The organism is Pseudomonas sp. 8_5_2 (assembly GCF_059295255.1).
On sequence record NZ_CM181238.1, the window covers coordinates 3,691,972 to 3,711,465 of the forward strand.

At 64.7% G+C, this 19,494-nt stretch carries 16 protein-coding genes; 8 read left to right on the plus strand and 8 right to left on the minus strand.

Going from position 1 to position 19,494, the window contains the following annotated elements; all coding sequences use genetic code 11:
• Nucleotides 1–4 precede the first annotated feature (4 nt).
• Nucleotides 5–940 carry a LysR family transcriptional regulator gene (locus tag AC5O5R_RS16910; RefSeq protein ID WP_172232330.1) on the plus strand — a complete coding sequence of 312 codons (936 nt, stop codon included), beginning with the start codon at nucleotides 5–7 and terminating at the stop codon, nucleotides 938–940.
• On the opposite strand, the gene AC5O5R_RS16915 is transcribed toward AC5O5R_RS16910, so the two are convergent.
• Complete coding sequence (locus AC5O5R_RS16915; RefSeq protein WP_172232327.1) at nucleotides 910–2,121, minus strand: MFS transporter; 1,212 nt, start codon at nucleotides 2,119–2,121, stop codon at nucleotides 910–912. The two genes, AC5O5R_RS16910 and AC5O5R_RS16915, sit on opposite strands and share 31 nt — an antisense overlap.
• 193 nt (nucleotides 2,122–2,314) lie before the next feature.
• On the opposite strand from AC5O5R_RS16915, the gene AC5O5R_RS16920 reads away from it, so the two are divergent.
• On the plus strand, nucleotides 2,315–3,673 hold the full coding sequence (locus AC5O5R_RS16920; RefSeq protein ID WP_494514544.1) for an 8-oxoguanine deaminase: 1,359 nt from the start codon (nucleotides 2,315–2,317) through the stop codon (nucleotides 3,671–3,673).
• 326 nt (nucleotides 3,674–3,999) lie between these two features.
• Nucleotides 4,000–5,433 carry a MocR-like pyridoxine biosynthesis transcription factor PdxR gene (gene pdxR, locus AC5O5R_RS16925; RefSeq protein ID WP_172224733.1) on the plus strand — a complete coding sequence of 478 codons (1,434 nt, stop codon included), beginning with the start codon at nucleotides 4,000–4,002 and terminating at the stop codon, nucleotides 5,431–5,433.
• Here pdxR and AC5O5R_RS16930 read toward each other — a convergent pair.
• Nucleotides 5,426–6,622 (minus strand): CynX/NimT family MFS transporter, encoded by a 1,197-nt coding sequence (locus AC5O5R_RS16930; RefSeq protein WP_172224730.1) that lies wholly within the window; start codon nucleotides 6,620–6,622, stop codon nucleotides 5,426–5,428. The two genes, pdxR and AC5O5R_RS16930, sit on opposite strands and share 8 nt — an antisense overlap.
• A gap of 199 nt (nucleotides 6,623–6,821) precedes the next feature.
• On the opposite strand from AC5O5R_RS16930, the gene AC5O5R_RS16935 reads away from it, so the two are divergent.
• On the plus strand, nucleotides 6,822–7,259 hold the full coding sequence (locus AC5O5R_RS16935; protein WP_172224727.1) for a carboxymuconolactone decarboxylase family protein: 438 nt from the start codon (nucleotides 6,822–6,824) through the stop codon (nucleotides 7,257–7,259).
• A gap of 106 nt (nucleotides 7,260–7,365) precedes the next feature.
• A complete protein-coding gene (locus AC5O5R_RS16940; protein WP_172224724.1) occupies nucleotides 7,366–8,895 on the plus strand; it encodes a catalase in 1,530 nt (509 codons plus the stop codon).
• Nucleotides 8,896–8,914: 19 nt separating this feature from the next.
• Here AC5O5R_RS16940 and AC5O5R_RS16945 read toward each other — a convergent pair whose 3' ends face one another.
• Complete coding sequence (locus AC5O5R_RS16945) at nucleotides 8,915–9,925, minus strand: AraC family transcriptional regulator (protein ID WP_172224721.1); 1,011 nt, start codon at nucleotides 9,923–9,925, stop codon at nucleotides 8,915–8,917.
• A gap of 168 nt (nucleotides 9,926–10,093) precedes the next feature.
• On the opposite strand from AC5O5R_RS16945, the gene AC5O5R_RS16950 reads away from it, so the two are divergent.
• Genes AC5O5R_RS16950 through AC5O5R_RS16960 form a run of 3 tightly spaced genes read left to right on the plus strand, consistent with a single transcriptional unit; the run spans nucleotide 10,094 to nucleotide 12,734 of the window.
• Nucleotides 10,094–11,278 carry an acetyl-CoA C-acyltransferase family protein gene (locus AC5O5R_RS16950; RefSeq protein ID WP_172224718.1) on the plus strand — a complete coding sequence of 395 codons (1,185 nt, stop codon included), beginning with the start codon at nucleotides 10,094–10,096 and terminating at the stop codon, nucleotides 11,276–11,278.
• A gap of 13 nt (nucleotides 11,279–11,291) precedes the next feature.
• Nucleotides 11,292–12,140 (plus strand): 3-hydroxybutyryl-CoA dehydrogenase, encoded by an 849-nt coding sequence (locus AC5O5R_RS16955; RefSeq protein ID WP_172224715.1) that lies wholly within the window; start codon nucleotides 11,292–11,294, stop codon nucleotides 12,138–12,140.
• Between the two features lie 12 nt (nucleotides 12,141–12,152).
• A complete protein-coding gene (locus AC5O5R_RS16960) occupies nucleotides 12,153–12,734 on the plus strand; it encodes a TetR/AcrR family transcriptional regulator (protein ID WP_172224712.1) in 582 nt (193 codons plus the stop codon).
• A gap of 209 nt (nucleotides 12,735–12,943) precedes the next feature.
• On the opposite strand, the gene AC5O5R_RS16965 is transcribed toward AC5O5R_RS16960, so the two are convergent.
• The 5 genes from AC5O5R_RS16965 to AC5O5R_RS16985 are packed head-to-tail and all read right to left on the minus strand — an operon-like array spanning nucleotide 12,944 to nucleotide 19,443.
• A complete protein-coding gene (locus AC5O5R_RS16965; RefSeq protein WP_172224709.1) occupies nucleotides 12,944–13,321 on the minus strand; it encodes a response regulator in 378 nt (125 codons plus the stop codon).
• A gap of 44 nt (nucleotides 13,322–13,365) precedes the next feature.
• Nucleotides 13,366–14,592, minus strand: coding sequence for a hybrid sensor histidine kinase/response regulator (locus tag AC5O5R_RS16970; RefSeq protein ID WP_172224706.1), 1,227 nt, complete (start codon nucleotides 14,590–14,592; stop codon nucleotides 13,366–13,368).
• Nucleotides 14,586–15,161 carry a chemotaxis protein CheB gene (locus AC5O5R_RS16975; protein ID WP_172224703.1) on the minus strand — a complete coding sequence of 192 codons (576 nt, stop codon included), beginning with the start codon at nucleotides 15,159–15,161 and terminating at the stop codon, nucleotides 14,586–14,588. Before AC5O5R_RS16975 ends, AC5O5R_RS16970 begins: the two co-directional genes overlap by 7 nt.
• Nucleotides 15,158–15,979: a CheR family methyltransferase gene (locus AC5O5R_RS16980; RefSeq protein WP_172224700.1), complete on the minus strand. Its 822-nt coding sequence runs from the start codon at nucleotides 15,977–15,979 to the stop codon at nucleotides 15,158–15,160. The genes AC5O5R_RS16975 and AC5O5R_RS16980 overlap by 4 nt, the downstream gene beginning before the upstream one ends.
• Nucleotides 15,976–19,443 (minus strand): response regulator, encoded by a 3,468-nt coding sequence (locus tag AC5O5R_RS16985; RefSeq protein WP_494514545.1) that lies wholly within the window; start codon nucleotides 19,441–19,443, stop codon nucleotides 15,976–15,978. Before AC5O5R_RS16985 ends, AC5O5R_RS16980 begins: the two co-directional genes overlap by 4 nt.
• Nucleotides 19,444–19,494 lie beyond the last annotated feature (51 nt).

Sequence of the window (19,494 nt, forward strand, 5' to 3'; positions counted from 1 at the left end):
GGCCATGTATTCCTCCGAACGCCTCAAAGGCATCGACGTCTTCGTCGCCGTTGCTGACCTGGGCAGCTTCACCGCCGCCGCCGAGCGGCTGAACCTGACCAGCTCGGCCGTCAGCAAGAGCGTGGCCCGCCTGGAGGCTCGCCTGGGTGCGCGCCTGTTCAACCGCACCACCCGCAGCTTGGCACTCACCGAAGCCGGCAGCGTCTTCTACCGCACCTGCACGTCGGTGCTGGCTGACCTGGAAGAGGTCGAACACGCCATCGTCGCCACCGACAACCAACCCCACGGCAAGGTGCGAGTCGAGCTGCCCGCCTCTTACGGGCGCCTGCATGTGCTGCCGCTGATCCTGGATTTCATGCGCCTGCACCCCCTGCTGCAACCGCATGTGTCGTTCTCCGACCGTTTCGTCGACCCGGTGCACGAAGGCATCGACATCGTGGTGCGCATCGGCGGCCCGGATACCTGGCCGGCAGCGCTTGGCCACCAGTATTTCGGGGCTCAGCGCCTGGTGTTCTGCGCCTCACCTGGCTACCTGGCAACGCAGGGTGTGCCGCGCACCGAACGCGACCTCGAGCACCACCACTGTGTAGGCTATGGGAACACCGACGGCGGGGTCAGCCCGTGGTTCTTCAAGGGCCGCCAGCCTGGGGAAATGGAGCGTCGCAGCGTTCAGCCACGGATCGCGGTGGGCGACGGCGAGGGCGAAGTGGCGGCAGTGCTGGCCGGCCATGGCATCGGCCAGCTGCCCACCTGGCTGACCCAGCAACACCTCGATCAGGGGCGCCTGGTCGAGGTGTTGCCAGCGCTGGCGACCGATGGCCTGCCCATGAACCTGGTGTGGCTGAAAAGCCGCGAAGGGCTGCCCAAGGTCCGCGCCTTGCTCGACTACCTGCTACCGCGCCTCGCCCCTCACGGGACGCGGGCCAGCGTACCCGGCTGACGGGTCAGCTTGCCGAGCACTGCCACCAGGCCCAGCCCCGACAGCGCCACGCCTGCGGCCACGTAGCCCAGGTACTCGATACCCAGGCCCGGGATGGTCACGCCACCGATCACCGCGCCCAGGCCAATGCCGGCGTTGGCCGCCGAAACATTGGTGCTGCCCGCCAATGCCTGGGAATGTGTCACCGCACTCATCACGCGCACCTGGCTGATCGGGTACAGCGCGGTATTGGCAATGCCCCACAGCGCCAGTGCCAGGCAGAACACCAGGCCGGCATGGGCCAGCGGCACGATCGCCGCCATGCCGATGGCCAGCAGCACCAGGAACAGCGCGGTTGCCCCGAGCGGCGAACGGTCCACCGCCCGCCCGCCGATCCAGTTGCCTGCCAGGCCGACCGCGCCAAAGCCCATCAGCCACCAGCCGGTATGCCCCGGGGCGACACCTGCAACGCGTTCCAGCATGTCGGCGAGGTAGGTGTAACCAGTGAACATGGCCGTGAATACCACCACCGACAGCAACACGTTGGCGAGGAAATTGCGCTCACGAAAAATACGCGCCTGTTGCTTGAAGTCGACCTTTGCCGTGCGGGTCACCGACGGCATCCACACCAGCATGGCCAGGGCCATGATCAGCGACAAGCCTGCCAACGCCCAGAATGCCGCGCGCCAGCCGATGGCGTTGGCCGCGACGGTACCCAGGGGGATACCCAGCAGCATGGCTGCCGAAATCCCCAGGTACACCTTGGACACGGCCTGCCCCGCCTTGTGCGGCCCGGCCAGCTGCCCGGCTGTTTCACTTGCCGTGCCCCAGAACACAGGCAGCGCCAACGCTGGCATGACCCGGGCGATGGCCAGCACCCAGAAGCTGGTCGAGGCAGCAGCCAGGGCATTGGCGCCGGCGAACAGCAGCAGTATGGCGATGAACAGCCTTTTACGGTCCAGGTGCGATAGCGCCGCCGTCAGGGGCGGGCCGGCAACCATCACCGTGAAGGCGAACAGCGTGACCAGTTGCCCGGCAGCCGAGATCGGGATGCCAAGGTCGCGGGCAAGCGCGGGCAACAGGCCGACGATGAGGAACTCGGTGGTCACGATCAGAAAGGCCGAGAACGCCAGGATGGCAATGCTGACGCCGGCGTTCTGCGCCGTCGCGTCCCCCGTGGCGGTAGGTTGATAAGCGGACATCAAGACAAACTCCAAAAATGATGCCGGCAGTCTATTCGTTATCCTGATTCCGATTACGGGCCAATTTTCCATTGTTTTAAGCCGCAGATTCACCAATTACCGGGCCCTGTATACAATCAAAAGCAACTCTGGTTACATGGCTCTGCGCCTACGACTCCGGCAAACGCCGCTGCGTATTGCGCAGGCACAGGTTATGCCCAAGACTTTATTGGTAAAGAACGCCGAACTTCTGGTGACCATGGACGGCGAACGCCGGGAAATCAAAAACGGCGGTATGTACATCGAAGACAACCTGATCAGGCAGGTCGGCCCCAGCGAAACCCTCCCCCAGCAGGCCGATGTCATTCTGGACATGGCCGGCAAGGTGGTCATCCCAGGCCTGGTCAACACCCACCATCACATGTATCAGAGCCTCACCCGCGTGGTGCCGGCGGCGCAGGACGGCGAGCTGTTCAACTGGCTGACCAACCTGTACCCGATCTGGGCACGGCTGACTCCGGAAATGATCGCGGTGTCGACCCAGACCGCCATGGCCGAACTGATCCTGTCCGGTTGCACCACCTCCAGCGACCACCTGTACATCTACCCCAACGGCTGCAAGCTCGACGACAGCATCCATGCCGCCGCGGAAATCGGCATGCGCTTCCACGCCGCGCGCGGCAGCATGAGCGTGGGCCAGAGCCAGGGCGGGCTGCCGCCAGACTCGGTGGTGGAGAAGGAAAGCGACATCCTCAAGGAATCCCAGCGCCTGATCGAGGACTACCACGATGCCAGCCACGGCTCGATGCGCCGCATCGTGGTGGCGCCCTGCTCACCGTTCTCGGTCAGCCGTGACCTGATGCGCGAAGCGGCGGTACTGGCACGTCAGTACGGGGTGTCATTGCACACCCACCTGGCCGAGAACGTCAACGACATCGCCTACAGCCGCGAAAAGTTCGGCATGACCCCCGCCGAATACGCCGAAGACCTCGGCTGGGTCGGCCACGATGTGTGGCACGCCCACTGTGTGCAGCTCGACCAGCATGGCATCGAGCTGTTCGCCCGTACCGGCACCGGCGTGGCCCATTGCCCTTGTTCGAACATGCGCCTGGCCTCGGGCATCGCCCCGGTGCGCAAGATGCGCGACCACGGTGTACCGGTGGGCCTGGGTGTCGACGGTTCGGCATCCAACGACGGCGCCAGCATGATCGGTGAAGTGCGTCAGGCCTTGTTGCTGCAACGGGTAGGTTTCGGCCCCGATGCGATGACGGCGCGCGAGGCCCTGGAGATCGCCACCCTGGGTGGCGCCAAGGTGCTCAACCGCAATGACATCGGCGCCTTGGCGCCGGGGATGGTGGCCGACTTCGTCGCCTTCGATCTGGGCCACGTGGCCTATGCCGGTGGCCATCATGACCCGCTGGCGGCGCTGGTGTTCTGTACGCCGACGCAGGTGCACACCAGCGTGATCAATGGGCGGGTGGTGGTGAAGGATGGGCAGTTGGCTACGGTCGACCTGCCGCGGGTGCTGGAGCGGCATAACCAGCTGGCGCGGCGGTTGGTTAGCGGCGAGTAGGCCGCCCTGTTGTCGGTAGGGCCCCACAGTGGAAAGCATCTGGGCTGACAGGTGCTTGCCAGCACAGATATACAGCGCCTGTGAGATCGAGCGCCGCCCGCGCGGCGCTTCGCGGGTGAACCCGCTCCCACATTTGTTGCAACGTACCAAACCTGTGTGGCCATGGTTGCCAGCCTTGTTGACTTGACTGGATTGCTCGGTGGGCCTCATTGCAGCCTCACCAGTCTACAGCCATGCACGAAGGCGGCAACCTGTGGCGGTGTTCATCCCGCTCAGTCGCCCAGCCAATCCGCTATCCTGAGCACTCCCCCGCCCCGGACCGCCCCATGGAACTGCACATCCGCCTGGAAGGCCGCAAAGGCCTCGCCGACCAGCTCTACCAGCAACTGCGCGCCGGTATCGACAGCGGCCACCTGGCTGCCGGCACCCAGCTGCCGCCAACCCGCCTGCTGGCCGAGCAACTGGGTGTGTCACGCAAGACCGTGGCCGAGGCCTACTCGCGCCTTACCTACGACAACCTGCTCAGCGGCGTGGTCGGCCGTGGCACCTTCATCACCCCGCGCCTGCCCCTGCGTAGCAGCGAATCTGCGGCCATCCCCCTGGCCGGTGCTGCGTCCCTCGAACGCTGGCAGCAACGCGCGACAGTGCTTGGCCGGCGCCAGCTGGAAGCGCCGTCGCGCTACGATTTCATCGGCGGCGCATCGAGCAAGGCGCAGTTCCCGTTCGACCAGTGGCGCAGCTGCCTGAACTACGCCCTGCGCCGTAGCCAGCGCCACCCCGATCGGCAGTTCCCGGCCCAGGGCCTGCCAGAGCTGCGCGAAGCCATCGCCCACCACATCGCCTATGCTCGCGGCGTGCACTGCAGCGCAGCCGACCTGCTGGTGTGCAACGGCGCCCAGCAGGCGCTGGACCTGATCGCCCGGGTGCTGGTCGAGCCGGGTTGCCAGGTGGCCATGGAAGACCCCGGCTACCCGCCAGCCCGGCAACTGTTCCTGGCCCTGGGCGCACGCCTGCAGTCGGTGCCGGTAGACGATGAAGGCCTGTGCGTGGAGCAGATTGCCGACGGCACCCGGCTGATCTACGTGACGCCGTCGCACCAGTTTCCGCTGGGCATGCCGATGAGCGAGCGGCGCCGGCACGCGCTGCTGGCGCGGGCCGCCGAACTGGGTGCGCTGATCATCGAAGACGACTACGACTGCGAGTTCCGCTACCACGGACCAGCCTCGGATGCGCTGCAGCGCCTGGACCGCCATGGCCTGGTGGCGTATGTGGGGACGTTTTCCAAGACGCTGCTGGCAGAGCTGCGCCTGGGCTACGCCGTGCTGCCCCCCGCCGTGCTGCAGGCCGCCTGCGTGGCCAAACACCTGAGTGACTGGCACAGCCCGACCCTGCTGCAGTGGGCGCTGGCGCGGTTCCTTGGCGAAGGCCACCTGAACAAACACATTCGTCGTTGCCACGAGGTCTACAGCGCCCGCCGCGACCGCATCCTGGCGCGCCTGGGCGGGGACTTGTCTGCCTGGTTCAGCCCCATCCCGGCCAGCGCCGGTTTCCACCTCAGCGCCCTGGCCAAACCTGGGGTCGATGTCGAACTGCTGGCCAACCTTGCGCGCAAGGTGGAGGTCGGCCTGTACTCGCTGGCGCCGTTCTACAGCGAAGCGCCGGTGCGCCCAGGGTTGCTGCTGGGCTTCGGCGCGATCGAGTTGCTGGACATCGACCCGGCGCTGGACCGGGTGCGCGACACCCTGCAACGCCTCAGCTGACCGGTGCGGCCTTGCCCACCAAGGCCGGGCGTGCGATGGCCGCCGCATAGCCGCGCGGGTTGAAGCACGCGGTCACCAGCAGCATCGCCAGCACTGTCACGGTCAGCAGTGCCCACGACGCCTGGAAGTCACCACTCACGTCACGCAGCCAACCGGTGATGTACGGCACGATGCCGGTGATGATGAAACCGATGCCCTGCACGAACGCCGCCAGGCTACCGGCCTGGGCAGGTGTTTTCAGATGCTCCAGGGTCAGCGTCAGGCTCTGGCTGAAGCAGGCGCCCAGGCCAAAACCGATCATCGCCACCCACAACCCTTGCGCCTGGGTCGGCGCCAGCAGCAAGCCGAGGAAGCCCGCCAGCTGGATCGCCAGCGCCAGCCACAGGCCGGGACGACGGTCGGTCCAGCGCCGCAGCAACAGCGGCAGGCCCAGTGCACCGGCCACCTGGAAGATCGTCATCAGGCCCACCAGGTCGGCGCCACCCTGGGCGCTGCCGCCGTGCTCGATGTGATAGGCCGGCAACCAGGCCACCATGCTGGTGTAGCCGCCGTTGATCAGGCCGAAGTACAGGGCCAGCAACCAGGCCCGGCGGGTGCCGAACCAGTGCCCGTCAGCCGCGCCGGCCAGCTTTGGCGGTTGCTGCCGGGGCCGCAGCACGGCCCAGGCGAGCACCGCCAGCAGCGCCGGGATCGCCCAAAGGCCCAGGCCGACCTGCCAGTGGCCAAAGTAGCCGCTGATATGTGGGCCCAAGACGGCAGCCAGGCCGCCGCCGCTCATCAATGCCGCCGAATACAGGCCCATCGCCCCTGCCAGACGCGCCGGGAACCAGCGGTTGACCAGCCCGGGCATCATGCCCTGGACCAGCGCCACGCCCAGGCCGGCGACTACTGCGCTGGCGATCAGCGCCCACGCGCTGTCCAGCTGCAGCCGCCACAGGCAGGCCAGGGCAATCGCGGCCAGGCCGCCCAGCATGCCGCCATGCTCGCTGATCCAGCGCCGCAGCCAGGGTTGCAGCAAGGGCACCAGGCCCATGCACAAGACCGGCAGCGCCGTCAGCAAGGCCGCCTGCTGGTAACCCAGGCCGGTGCTGGCGCGCATGGGTTCGAGTAACGGGCCGATGCTGGTCAGGATCGGCCGCAAGTTCAGCGCCAGCAGGATCACCAGCAACAGGTTCAATGCAGCTCTCATTGTGAATCGGTTCTCTGTGTCAGGACCTGGCCATTATCCGGGCTTGGCGAGCCGTGCAGAAATGAAGAGATTGGATGCGTGGCAGTGGGCAGCTGAATGCACGATTGGCCTCCCGCTTATGTGCGCGATTGGCTATCGGGGTGACCAACGGGCGGCGTTACAGTAACCCCATCCCATCCCACACCCCTTGGAGACAGCCATGTACAACCGTATCGAATGGGCCAAGCACGCCCCCGAAGCCTACAAAGCCATGGTCGGCCTGGAGCAGGCGTTGGCCAAGAGCGGCCTGGAGAACTCGCTGCTGGAGCTGGTGCGCCTGCGTGCGTCACAGATCAATGGCTGCGCCTACTGCGTCAACCTGCACGCCAACGATGCACGCAAGGCCGGTGAGACCGAAGCCCGCCTGCAAACCTTGTGCGTGTGGCAGGAAACCGCCTACTTCACCCCGCGTGAACGCGCCGCGCTGGCCTGGGTCGAGAGCCTGACCCGCCTGCCGGAGCATGGCGCGCCGCAGGGTCAGTATGAAGCGCTGCAGGAACATTTCGAACCGGCCGAGGTGGCCAACCTGACCTTGGCGATTGCCACCATCAATGCCTGGAACCGCTTCGGCGTGGGCTTTGCCATGGTCCCCGCCTGAAGCACGGATGGTGAGTTTTCATACAGCATGAGGTGAGCGCCCTGACTGCGCGGCAGCAGCGGCGTCACTAGGATCGGCACTCCCATCATCCCGTGAGTGCCCTCCAATGCCTGCAAGTCACCCCACCCGCTCTGCGTTGGCCCTTCTATGCGCAACCCTGCTGGCCAGCCCAACCCTGCTGGCCGCGCCGCTGACCCGTGACAACGGCGCTGCCGTTGGTGACAACCAACATTCGCAAACCGCCGGTGCCACTGGCCCGGTATTGCTGCAGGATGTGCACCTGGTCCAGAAACTCCAGCGGTTTGACCGCGAGCGTGTCCCCGAGCGCGTGGTACATGCCCGTGGCACGGGTGCCCACGGCCTGTTTACGGCCTCCGAAGACCTGTCCGGATTGACCTTGGCCCCGCTCTTCACCCCCGGCGAACAGACCCCGGTATTCGTGCGTTTCTCCTCGGTGGTGCACGGGCTGCACTCGCCGGAGACGCTGCGTGACCCGCGCGGCTTTGCCACGCGTTTCTACACCAGCACCGGCAACTGGGACCTGGTCGGCAACAACTTCCCCACGTTCTTCATCCGTGACGCCATCAAGTTCCCGGACATGGTGCATGCCTTCAAGCCCGACCCGCGCAACAACCTGGGCAATGACGCCCGGCGCTTCGACCTGTTGTCGCACATGCCGGAGGCCACCCGCACCCTGACCCTGCTGTACTCCAACCAAGGCACGCCCAAAAGCTATCGGCACATGGACGGCAACAGCGTGCATGCCTACAAGTTCGTCAATGCCAAGGGCGAAGCAACCTATGTGAAGTTCCGCTGGAAAAGCCTGCAAGGCCAGGAAAACCTCGACCCCAAGGCCGTTGAGCAGATCCAGGGCAAGCATTTCAGCCACATGACCGAAGACCTGGTAAGTGCCATCGCGCGTGGTGAACACCCCAAGTGGGACCTGTATATCCAGACCCTGCGCCCCGAGCAGCTGGCAAGCTTCGATTTCGATCCGCTGGACGCTACCAAGGTCTGGCCGGATGTGCCTGAGCGGCGGGTCGGGCAGATGGTGCTCAACCGCAATGTCGACAACTTCTTCCAGGAAACCGAACAAGTCGCCCTCGCCCCTTCCAACCTGATCGCCGGTATCGAGCCTTCCGAGGACCGACTGCTGCAAGGCCGGCTGTTTTCTTATGCCGACACCCAGATGTACCGGATCGGCGCCAACGCTGGCAGCCTGCCCATCAACCAGCCGCGGGCTGCGGTCAACAATGGCAACCAGGATGGCCTGCTCAATCCCGGCCGCACCCAAGGCATGGTCAACTACGAACCCAGCCGCCTGCAGCCACGCAGCAGCACCGAGTCGGCGCGCTACAGCCAGCTGACCTTGAGCGATACCACCCAGCAACAAGGCATCGCCAGGGAACAGAACTTCAAGCAGGCAGGCGACCTCTACCGCGCCTTTTCGAAAAACGAGCAGCGTGACCTGGTCAACAGTTTCGGTCAGTCACTGTCCGTCGCAGATGACCAGAGCAAGCACATCATCCTGTCGTTCTTGTACAAGGCCGATGCCGAGTACGGCAGCAGAGTGGCAAAAATCGCCAAGGGCGACCTGACCCGGGTCAAGGCACTGGCGGCGGATCTGCAGGACTGAAGGTGGCGCAGGTTGCCAGCTATCGCCCGGCCAGCCTGGCGCGATAGCTGCCCGGGCTCTGCCCGGTCCATTTCTTGAATGCCCGGTGGAAGGCACTGGGCTCCTGGAAACCGGCCTGCTCGGCAATCTCGGCAACGCTCAGTACGCCTTCGCGCAAATGCTCGAAGGCCATCGCCCGGCGCACCTCATCCTTGATCTGCTGGTAAGACCGCCCTTCCCGCTCCAGCTGCCGGCGGAAGGTACTGGCGCTGATCCCTTGCTGCTGCGCCAGCGCCGCCAGCGTCGGCCACTGCCCGTAGCGCCGGGCCCGCAAGTGCCGGTATACCTGGGCTACCAGCCCGTTCTGGTTGCGAAAACGGATCACCAGCCCCTGCGGTGCACTGCGCAGAAAGGTTTTCAGGGCCGCCACGTCCTGCACCACTGGCAAGCGCAGGTAAGCACTGTCGAACTCTACCTCGGTGCGCCCGCTGCCCAGACGCAGGTCCGGCCCCCACAACAGCAGGTCGTCTTCCTGGGCCGGGCGAGACACTGCCAGCTCGGTGCGGTCGATGGCGATGCGCCGCCCGGCCAGCCAGCAAAGCATGCCGATCATCAGCACCAGGTAGGTTTCCTCGGCGTACACCCGGGTCAGTGGGTCGGCAATACTCGACTGCACACTGATCAGCGCGCGCCCGCCGCGCAGCGTCAGGTTGCCACGCAGGTCACGCAGGAACAGGCTGAAACCACCCATGCACTGGCGCAGGGCCTTTTCCAGGTTCGGCTCGAGGATCAGGCCGCGGCAGATCAGGGCAAAACTGCCCAGCGGCATGCCATGGCTGTCGAGGCGGAAAAACTCGTCGTCCAGGCGTTGGATCAGCGCCAGCCACAGTGCGGCGAACGCCTTCGCCGGCACCCGTGCCTGGGGCTGCTCGAGCAGTTGCGGGTCGATGCCCACCGCGCGCAACTGGGCATCACGCTCGCCAGGGCTGTCGCGCAGGGCATGGAGCATGGCATTGAGGAAGTACACGGCGACCGAATCGCTATCGCGCATGGCGGTTTTCGCTGTCTATGCTGAGTGGCAAAAAGTGCCAGGTTGTTTGAACAGTTCCGGCATAGGCTGCAACAGAGCCTTTGCCTAGACTCGATCCCACTCCGGGACCGCCGGCCATTCTCGCAGAGCCTGCCCCGGTCCCGCCATGCCTTCGCAATCGGAGCCTCCATGAGCAGCCCAGAAATCTATGTCGTCAGTGCCGTCCGTTCAGCCATTGGTGGCTTTGGCGGTTCTCTCAAGGACCTGCCCCTGGCCGACCTGGCCAGCACCATTACCCGTGCCGCCATCGAGCGCTCGGGCGTGGCCGCCGAGCAGGTCGGCCACCTGGTAATGGGCACGGTGATCCCGACCGAGCCACGGGACGCCTACCTGGCCCGGGTAGCGGCGATGAACGCCGGCATCCCCAAGGAAACCCCCGCTTTCAACGTCAACCGCCTGTGCGGCTCGGGCCTGCAAGCCATCGTCTCGGCCGCCCAGGGCCTGCTGCTGGGTGATACCGACGTGGCCGTGGCGGCCGGCGCCGAATCCATGAGCCGTGGCCCCTACCTGCTGCCGCAGGCGCGCTGGGGCGCACGCATGGGTGACCTGCAAGGCATCGACTACACCGTCGGCGTCCTGCATGACCCGTTCGAACACTTCCACATGGGCATCACCGCCGAAAACGTGGCGGCCAAGCATGGCATTACCCGCGCGATGCAGGACGAACTGGCCCTGAGCAGCCAGCAACGGGCCGCCCGGGCCATCGCCGAAGGCCGTTTCGCCAGCCAGATCGTCCCTGTGGAGCTGAAAACCCGCAAGGGCAGCGTGCAGTTCAGTGTCGACGAGCATGTGCGTGGCGATGTGACCGCCGAACAACTGGCCGGCATGAAGCCGGTGTTCAAGAAAGACGGCAGCGTCACCGCCGGCAACGCCAGCGGCATCAACGATGGCGCGGCCGGCCTGGTGCTGGCCACGGGTGACGCGGTACGCCGGCTCGGCCTGAAGCCGCTGGCACGCCTGGTGGGCTACGCGCATGCCGGGGTCGAACCCGAGCTGATGGGCCTGGGCCCGATCCCGGCCACCCGCAAGGTGCTGGAAAAGACCGGCCTGAAGGTGCAGGACCTGGACGTGATCGAATCCAACGAAGCCTTCGCCGCCCAGGCCTGCGCCGTGGCCCGCGAACTGGGCTTCGACCCGGAAAAGGTCAACCCCAACGGCTCGGGCATTTCCCTGGGCCACCCGGTGGGGGCCACCGGTGCGATCATCGCCACCAAGGCCATCCATGAACTGCAGCGCATCCAGGGCCGCTACGCGCTGGCCACCATGTGCATCGGCGGCGGCCAAGGCATCGCCGTGGTCTTCGAGCGCGTCTGAGGGAACCTGAGAAATGAGCATTGAACAGATCGCCGTGATCGGCGCCGGCACCATGGGCAACGGTATTGCCCAGGTCTGCGCGGCAGCGGGCTACCAGGTGCTGCTGGTGGATGTGTCCGACGCAGCACTGGAGCGTGGCATGGCCACCTTGAGCAAGAACCTCGAGCGCCAGGTCAACAAAGGCACGCTCGACGCCGACAAGGCCACTGCGGCCAAGGCGAGGATCCGCACCAGCACCGACTACACCCAGCTCGGCAGCGCGCAGCTGGTGATCGAAGCGGCCAGCGAGAACCTGCAGCTCAAGCAGCGCATCCTGCAGCAGGTGGCGGCCAACGTTGCCGCCGACTGCCTGATCGCCACCAACACGTCGTCGCTGTCGGTCACCCAGCTGGCCGCCAGCATCGAGCACCCCGAGCGTTTCATTGGCGTGCACTTCTTCAACCCGGTGCCGATGATGGCGCTGGTCGAGATCATTCGCGGCCTGCAGACCAGCGACAGCACCTACGCCCAGGCGCTGCTGGTAACCGAAAAAGTCGGCAAGACCCCGATCACCGCAGGCAACCGCCCAGGCTTCGTGGTCAACCGCATTCTGGTGCCGATGATCAACGAAGCGATCTTCGTGCGCCAGGAAGGCCTGGCCAGTGCCGAGGACATCGACACCGGCATGCGCCTGGGCTGCAACCAGCCGATCGGCCCGCTGGCCCTGGCTGACCTGATCGGCCTGGATACCTTGCTGGCGATCATGGAGGCCTTCCATGAAGGCTTCAACGACAGCAAGTACCGCCCTGCCCCGCTGCTCAAGGAAATGGTCGCGGCCGGTTGGCTGGGGCGCAAGAGCGGCCGCGGTTTCTTCACCTATTGAGGAGCAGGCACCATGCCGCCGGTCAATGCCGCAATGCGCTGTGCCAACTTCGAGGAGCGACGCGACCGGGCCATGGCGCTATTCGCCGAAAAGGGCTTTGGCCAGGTGAGCATGCGCGAGCTGGCGGCCCATGTGGGGCTGACCGCCGGCTCGCTGTACCACCACTTCCCGAGCAAGCAGGACCTGCTGTACGACCTGATCGAGGAATTGTTCGAGGAACTGCAGGCGACCTTGGACCAGGGCCGTCGGGCCATGGCCCGTGGGGCGTCGGCGTTGAGCTGCCTGATTGCCGCACACTGGCAGTTGCATGCCGAGCGGCCGCTGCAGTTTCGCCTGGCAGAGCGGGACTTCTGTTGCCTGAGCGCAGCTCAGCAGGCGCACCTGGGCTTGTTGCGTGCGCGTTATGAGGCGGGGTTGCTGCGGTTGATTGCGCCACAGGCGAAATTGCAGGGCGAGGCCTGGGTGGCCACGGCGCATGTGGTGGCGACGCTGCTGAACCAGTTGCCGGGGTTGTTCAGGGCACTGCCCGAGGAGCAGGGGGTGGGGTTGATGGAGAGCATGCTGGTGGGGGGGCTGGAGCGGACCCTGGGCTAGCCTGTTCCGGTCTTTTCGCGGGTAAATCGGATCGCCGGACCGCTGCTGATGCGGGGGTTGCATCAGGGCTGACAAGTGTTCGCCTAGACATATTCAGCGCCTATGAGATCGAGCGCCGCGCGCGCGGCGCTCGATCTCATAGGCGCTGAAAACGTTGTGGCAAGCACCTGTCAGCCCTTATGCGATCCCCGTCTGGGCTTCACCCGCGATCAGCGCAACAGATCCTGAATCTTCTCATGCAAGGTATCCAGGTCAAACGGCTTGGCCAGGATCGGCGCCGTGCGGGCGATCGGGCTGCCGGACTCGAGAATTTCGGCCGGATAACCGCTGATGAAGATCACCTTCAGGTCCGGTCGCAGCTTCACCGCAGGTTCCGCAATCTCCACGCCGGAGATGCCACCCGGCAAGCGAAAATCCGTCACCATCAGGTCCAGGTGCGGCTTGCTCGCCAGAATGGCAAATGCCTGTTCGCCATCTTCCGCCACCAGCACGTGGTAGCCCTCGCCTGACAGGTAATCACGCAAAATCATCCGGATCGCTGGTTCGTCCTCGACCACCAGCACCACGTCTTGTGCATCTTCACTCATGTTAACGCCTTGAAATTCTTACAGTTGGCCATCAGACCCCAGGCTTACGCAGAGGTTGCCCGAGCCTGGTCGTTTTGTTGTTCACGTGTCGCCAGCGGCAATTGCAAGGTGAAGGTGGCCCCTTTACCCACTTCACTTTCAACCAGTATCCGCCCGCCGTGGGCGTTGACGATCTGTTCCGAAATATACAGCCCCAGGCCCAACCCGCCGCTGGCCTGCTGCGTCGCGACCCGCTCGAACTGCTGGAAGATCCGCTGCTGGTTGGCCGCGCAGATACCGATGCCGTGGTCCTGCACCTGTACGCAGGCCTGGTCGTCCTGGCGGAACACGCGCACGTGCACCGGCTGGCGTTCACCGTATCGCAATGCATTGGACAACAGGTTGGCCACCACTTGCTCAATCCGGAATTCGTCCCACTCACCGCGCAGCGGCTCGCAGCGCTGAATGGCGATGTGCGTGTCCAGCGCCGCGGCCTGGGCAGTGAAGTTTTCCACAAGCCCGCCAACCAGCTGGCTGAGGTCGAACACTTTTGGCCGCAACGATAACTTGCCGGTGCGGATGCGCGAAACGTCCAGCATGTCCTCGATCAACCTGATCAGGCTGTTGATCTGCCGCTCGTCGCGCTCGACCATGGCCTGCAGCTTTTCAGGCATGAACGCCTCCAGATTGCCCCGCGACAGGTGCAGCTTGCGCAGCTGGGTTTCCAGGATCAGGCCATTGAGCGGGGTGCGCACCTCATGGGACACAATCGACATGAAATCGTCGCGCATGCGCACGGCATGCTCCAGTTCGCCCCGCGCCGTCTGCAGCTGGGCCAGCAGCAGCTCCTGCTCCTGGCGGCTGCGTTCCAGCGCCTGCAACTGGCGGTCGAGCACTTTGCGCTGGCGGAACAGGTCGACGAACACCGACACCTTGCTCTTGACCGCCATGGTCTCCAGCGGCTTGTGCAGGAAGTCCACCGCGCCGCTTTCGTAGCCCTTGAAGGCATAGTTCATCTCGCGCCCGGCGGCGGTGACGAAGACGATGGGTATATTGCGGGTCTTTTCCGTGCCACGCATCAGTTCGGCCAGCTCGAAGCCGTTCATGCCTGGCATCTGCACGTCGAGAATGGCCAAGGCGAACTCGTGTTCGAGCAACAGCGACAACGCGGCTTCGGCAGACTGGGCCTGGTGCACCTCGCGGTCCTCGCCCTGGATCAGGGCGGCGAGGGCCAGCAGATTTTCCGGCAGATCGTCGACGATCAGCAGTTTGGCGATGGTGGGGCTTAGCATGCGCTGGGTTCCAGGGCCGCGAGCAACTGCCCGATGCCACTCAGAGAAAGAATATGGTCGGGCTGGTGCAGGGCCAGGGCGGCCTCGGGCATCAACGCCACCTGTGCGTCACGGGGGTCCTGGACGATGGTCCGGCCCCCATTGTTCTTGATATAGGCAAGCCCTTGGGCACCGTCTTCATTGGCGCCTGTGAGCAGCACGCCAAGCAGGCCGGCGCCGTAGGCATCGGCCGCGGATATGAACAGGTAATCGATCGCCGGCCTGGAGAAATGCAGCGCCGGCTCCTGGCTCAACGACAGGCTGAAATCGCGTTCCACAGACAGGTGGTAGCCCGGCCCGGCCACGTAGATCTGCCCGCCGCATAGCGCTTGCTTGTCGCGCGCTTCAACCACTGGCCGGCGCAAGCGGCGTTGCATTACCTCGGCCAGCTGGCTGTGGCGGTCATCGGGCAGGTGCAGCACGCACACCAGCGGGATGGCAAAATTGGCTGGCAGCGCGCCCAGCACGGTGAACAGGGCCGCCACCCCGCCCGCCGAGGCGCCGATCACCACCGCGCGTACACCGTTCATGACTTGCGGTAGATCCGTTCGGGCTTGACCAGCGGCTCGAAGCGCTCGCTGTAGGCGGAAAAGTCCACCGATTCCTTGCTACCCAACACCAGGAAGCCGCGGTGGCACAGCGACTCGTGGAACAGGCCCAGGGCGCGATCCTGCAGCTCCTTGTTGAAATAGATGAGCACGTTGCGGCACGACACCAACTGGGTTTCGGAAAACACGCTGTCGGTGGCCAGGCTGTGGTCGGCGAAGGTCACGTTCTCGCGCAGGGTGCTGTCCATGATGGCGTTGCCATAGGCTGCCGTGTAGTACTCGGAAAAGTCCCGGCGGCCGCCGGCAAGGCGATAGTTTTCGGCATACTCGTGCATGCTCTGCATCGAGTAGATGCCCTGCTTGGCCCTGTCCAGCGAGTGCGGGTTGATGTCGGTGGCATAGATGATGGTGCGCTCGAGCAGGCCTTCCTCACGCAGCAGGATCGCCATCGAGTACACCTCTTCGCCCGTGCTGCAACCGGCGATCCACACCTTGATCGATGGCCAGGTGCGCAGCAGCGGCACCACCTCGTTGCGCAGCGCCAGGAAGTGGCCCGGATCGCGGAACATCTCGCTGACCGGAATCGTCAGGTACTGCAGCAACTGCATGAACATGCCCGGGTCGTGCAGCACGCGCTCCTGCAGCGCCGACACCGTCAGACAATCGAACTGGCGCAGCGCATGCAGGATCCGGCGCTTGATCGAAGCGCCGGAATAATTGCGGAAATCGTAGCTGTACTTGAGGTAGATGGCCTCGATCAGCAAGCGGATTTCGATGTCGGTGTTACGTTCGCTAGTCAAATTCGCTCCAGTTGCGGCAACCATACACGGATCAACGAGAACAGGCGGTCCAGGTCGATCGGTTTGGCGAGGTAATCATTGGCACCGGCCTGCAGGCAACGCTGCTGGTCATCCTTCATGGCCTTGGCGGTCACGGCGATGATCGGCAGCTTGCGCCAGCGCGGTTGCTGGCGGATCAGGCGGGTAGCCTCGAAACCGTCCATTTCCGGCATCATCACATCCATCAGCACCAGGTCGATGTCGTCATGCTGTTCCAGGCGCTCGATGGCCTCGCGGCCGTTGCGGCCGATCTCGACGATCGCGCCCTTGTGCTCCAGGGCGCTGGTCAGGGCGAAGATATTGCGCACGTCGTCGTCCACCAGCAGTATCTTGCGGCCCTCGAACACTTTGTCGCGGCTGCGTGCGGTCTTGAGCATGCGCTGGCGTTCGTTGGACAGTTGCGATTCGACCTTGTGCAGGAACAGCGTCACTTCATCGAGCAGGCGCTCCGGTGAGCGCGCGCCCTTGATGATGATCGACCGCGAGTACTTGAGCAGGTCGGCTTCTTCTTCGCGGGTCAGGTTGCGCCCGGTATACACGATCACCGGCGGGAAGGCGCGGATATCTTCGGCGGTCATGCGCTTGAGCAGCTCGTTGCCGAGCATGTCCGGCAGCTTGAGGTCGATGATCATGCAGTCGTAGATGTTCTCGCGCAGCAGCGCCAGGGCATCCTGGGCCATGGCCACGGCGGTGATCTCGACGTCGTCGTCGCCGATCAGGCGGGCAATGCTCTCGCGCTGCAGGTCGTCGTCTTCCACCAGCAGGATGTGCTTGAGCTTCTGCGTCAGCTTGGCCTCCAGGCGGGCGAACACTTCCTTGAGCTGTTCACGGCTGGTGGGCTTGACCGCGTAGCCGACGGCGCCCATGTGCATGGCGGCCTCGACCCGGTCTTCGACAGAAATGATATGCACCGGAATGTGCCGGGTGCCGGCCTGCTCCTTCAGGCGCTGCAGCACGGTCAGGCCGGAATGGTCGGGCAGGCGCATGTCCAGCAGGATGGCATCGGGGATGTACTGGGCGGCCAGCTCGAAACCTTCATCGGCGCTGTGCGCTACCAGGCAGCTGTAACCCAGTTCGTGGGCCAGGTCGAAAAGGATGCGAGCAAAGTTCGGCTCGTCCTCGATCACCAGGATGCAGCGGTTATCGAACGGCGCGCGCTCACGGTCATCGACAAAGGCCAGCGCCGGGCGTTTCGGCGCCATCGCCACCGGCGACTGCGGCGCGGGTGGCAGGGTATCCACGGCCGGGCGCAGGCTCAGGGGCTCGACGTCTTGCCCGGCGGTCTCGTAGCGTTCTGGCAGGATCAGGCTGAACACGCTGCCTTTGCCCGGGCTGCTGTCCACATTGATCTGCCCGCCCAGCAGATGGGCCAGGTCGCGGGAGATCGACAGCCCCAGGCCGGTACCGCCATACCGGCGGTTGCTGGTGCCATCGACCTGGTGGAAGGCGCCGAAAATGGCCTGTTGCTGGTCGGCAGCGATACCAATGCCGGAATCGCGCACCTCAAACACGATACCGGTACCTGGCTGGTGGCCGATGTTCAGGCTGACCTGGCCACGCTCGGTGAACTTGATGGCGTTGGACAGCAGGTTCTTGAGGATCTGCTCCAGGCGCTGGCGGTCGGTGAACAGTGTGGCTGGCACCTTGGGCTCGGCTGTCACCTGGAAGCTCAGGCCCTTCTGCCCGGCCAGCGGCTCGAACATGCCGCGCAGGCCTTCGACCAGGCGTTCGACCTGGGTGGTCTCTGGCCGCACCTCCAGCTTGCCTGCCTCGACCTTGGCAATGTCGAGGATGTCATTGATGAGGTTGAGCAAATCGTTGCCGGCCGAATAGATGGACTCGGCAAACTTGACCTGCTCTTCGCTGAGGTTGCCGTCGCCATTCTCTGCCAGCAGCTTGGCCAGGATCAGCGAGCTGTTCAGCGGGGTGCGCAGCTCATGGGACATGTTGGCGAGGAACTCGGACTTGTACTTGCTCGAGCGCTGCAACTCGTCGGCGCGCGCCTGCAACTGCTCCTGGGCCTGGACCAGCTCGTCGTTCTTGCGGTCCAGGGCCTCGGTGCGCTCGGACAATTGCTCGTTGGTCTGCTCCAGCTCTGCCTGCTGGGTTTCCAGGTGGGCCTGGGACTCCTTGAGCACACGCGATTGCTCTTCGAGCTCTTCGTTGGCGGTTTTCAGCTCTTCCTGCTGCACTTGCAGCTCTTCGTTGAGCTGTTGAGTCTCCGCCAGCACCTCTTGCAGGCGTTGACGGTAACGAGCGCTTTCGATGGACATGCCGAGGTTGCCGGCGACGCGCTCCAGGAGCTCATCGTCGCGTTCGTGCAGCGGGCGCAGGAAGCCCAGTTCGACCACGCCGTTGATCTGCCCATCCTCGATGGCGGGCATCAACAGCGCGCTGCGCGGCAGGCCGCTGCCCAAGCCGGAGCTGAGCTGGTAGTAATCCTCGGGCAGGTCCTCCAGGCGCAGCAGGCGGCCCTCTCGCACCGACTGTGCCAGCAGGCCATGATGGTCACCAAGCACCTGCTCGCGCCCCTGCTCCTCGGCGCTCAGGCCATAGCAGGCTACCCGCACCAGGCGGCCATGCTCGTCGCGCACGTAAACCGCGCCGACCACACTGCCCAGGTATGTCGCAAAAAACCGCAGGATGTTGTCGCCCAGCATGGGCAGGGTGAGCTGGCCCAGCACCTGCTGTGCCAGCTGAGTCTGGCCATTACGCAACCAGGCCTGGTGCTCCAGCCGTTCGGCGGAGCGCTGCTGGGCCTTGAGGTTCTGGTCATAATTTTCGGACAACGCCAGCAGGTCTCGACGGCCCAGATAGGCCAGCAACGCACTGAGGCCCACAATCAACAGCACGAACGCAGAGATCGCGGTTACCGTGACGCTGCTGACCTTGTCGTTGCGGGCCATGCGCAGCTGCTGCTCGGTGGTGACGAAGCTGTCGAACTCCTTGCGAATTTCGTCGGTCAGGCGTTTGCCGCGGCCATTGCCCACCAGTTCGCGATAGGGCCCTTCATTGCGGCGCAGGGCAATCATGTCGTTGCCGAAATCATTCCAGGCCTGCTGCAGCGCAATCAGCCGGTCGATGCGGTCGACCTGCTGCGGGTTGTCTTCAACCATGCCGCGCAGGCCGTGCAGGCTGCTGAAAATGCGCGGCTTGGCTACTTCGTACGGGTCAAGAAAACTCTCGTCCCCGGTAATCAGAAACCCGCGCATGCCGGTCTCCATGTCGATCGACAGCTTGACCGTTTCGTTGGCATTGCCGATCACCCGGTCGGTGTGTTCGACCCACTGCATGGCCGAAAGCAGGTAGTTGATGACCGCGACAAACGCCACGGCCCCCAGCAGGCCCACGCCCAAGGGCAAGCCGATGTTGCGGCTCAACAGCTTGCGAAAGCTACGCTGGTCTATCGAGGCTGCTTGAATCATGTGAAAACGCCCGAGCAAGAAAAGTCCATTGAAAAGTGTGGCCGATCAATC

Bases quoted from the DNA above. Each gene is read 5' to 3' on its own strand.
- AC5O5R_RS16955 (WP_172224715.1), top strand. From the start codon at position 11,292: ATGAGCATTGAACAGATCGCCGTGATCGGCGCCGGCACCATGGGCAAC.
- AC5O5R_RS16975 (WP_172224703.1), bottom strand. From the start codon at position 15,161: ATGAACGGTGTACGCGCGGTGGTGATCGGCGCCTCGGCGGGCGGGGTG.
- AC5O5R_RS16940 (WP_172224724.1), top strand. From the start codon at position 7,366: ATGCCTGCAAGTCACCCCACCCGCTCTGCGTTGGCCCTTCTATGCGCA.
- AC5O5R_RS16965 (WP_172224709.1), bottom strand. From the start codon at position 13,321: ATGAGTGAAGATGCACAAGACGTGGTGCTGGTGGTCGAGGACGAACCA.
- pdxR (WP_172224733.1), top strand. From the start codon at position 4,000: ATGGAACTGCACATCCGCCTGGAAGGCCGCAAAGGCCTCGCCGACCAG.
- AC5O5R_RS16915 (WP_172232327.1), bottom strand. From the start codon at position 2,121: ATGTCCGCTTATCAACCTACCGCCACGGGGGACGCGACGGCGCAGAAC.
- AC5O5R_RS16985 (WP_494514545.1), bottom strand. From the start codon at position 19,443: ATGATTCAAGCAGCCTCGATAGACCAGCGTAGCTTTCGCAAGCTGTTG.
- AC5O5R_RS16935 (WP_172224727.1), top strand. From the start codon at position 6,822: ATGTACAACCGTATCGAATGGGCCAAGCACGCCCCCGAAGCCTACAAA.
- AC5O5R_RS16950 (WP_172224718.1), top strand. From the start codon at position 10,094: ATGAGCAGCCCAGAAATCTATGTCGTCAGTGCCGTCCGTTCAGCCATT.
- AC5O5R_RS16960 (WP_172224712.1), top strand. From the start codon at position 12,153: ATGCCGCCGGTCAATGCCGCAATGCGCTGTGCCAACTTCGAGGAGCGA.
- AC5O5R_RS16910 (WP_172232330.1), top strand. From the start codon at position 5: ATGTATTCCTCCGAACGCCTCAAAGGCATCGACGTCTTCGTCGCCGTT.
- AC5O5R_RS16945 (WP_172224721.1), bottom strand. From the start codon at position 9,925: ATGCGCGATAGCGATTCGGTCGCCGTGTACTTCCTCAATGCCATGCTC.
- AC5O5R_RS16930 (WP_172224730.1), bottom strand. From the start codon at position 6,622: ATGAGAGCTGCATTGAACCTGTTGCTGGTGATCCTGCTGGCGCTGAAC.
- AC5O5R_RS16970 (WP_172224706.1), bottom strand. From the start codon at position 14,592: ATGCTAAGCCCCACCATCGCCAAACTGCTGATCGTCGACGATCTGCCG.
- AC5O5R_RS16920 (WP_494514544.1), top strand. From the start codon at position 2,315: ATGCCCAAGACTTTATTGGTAAAGAACGCCGAACTTCTGGTGACCATG.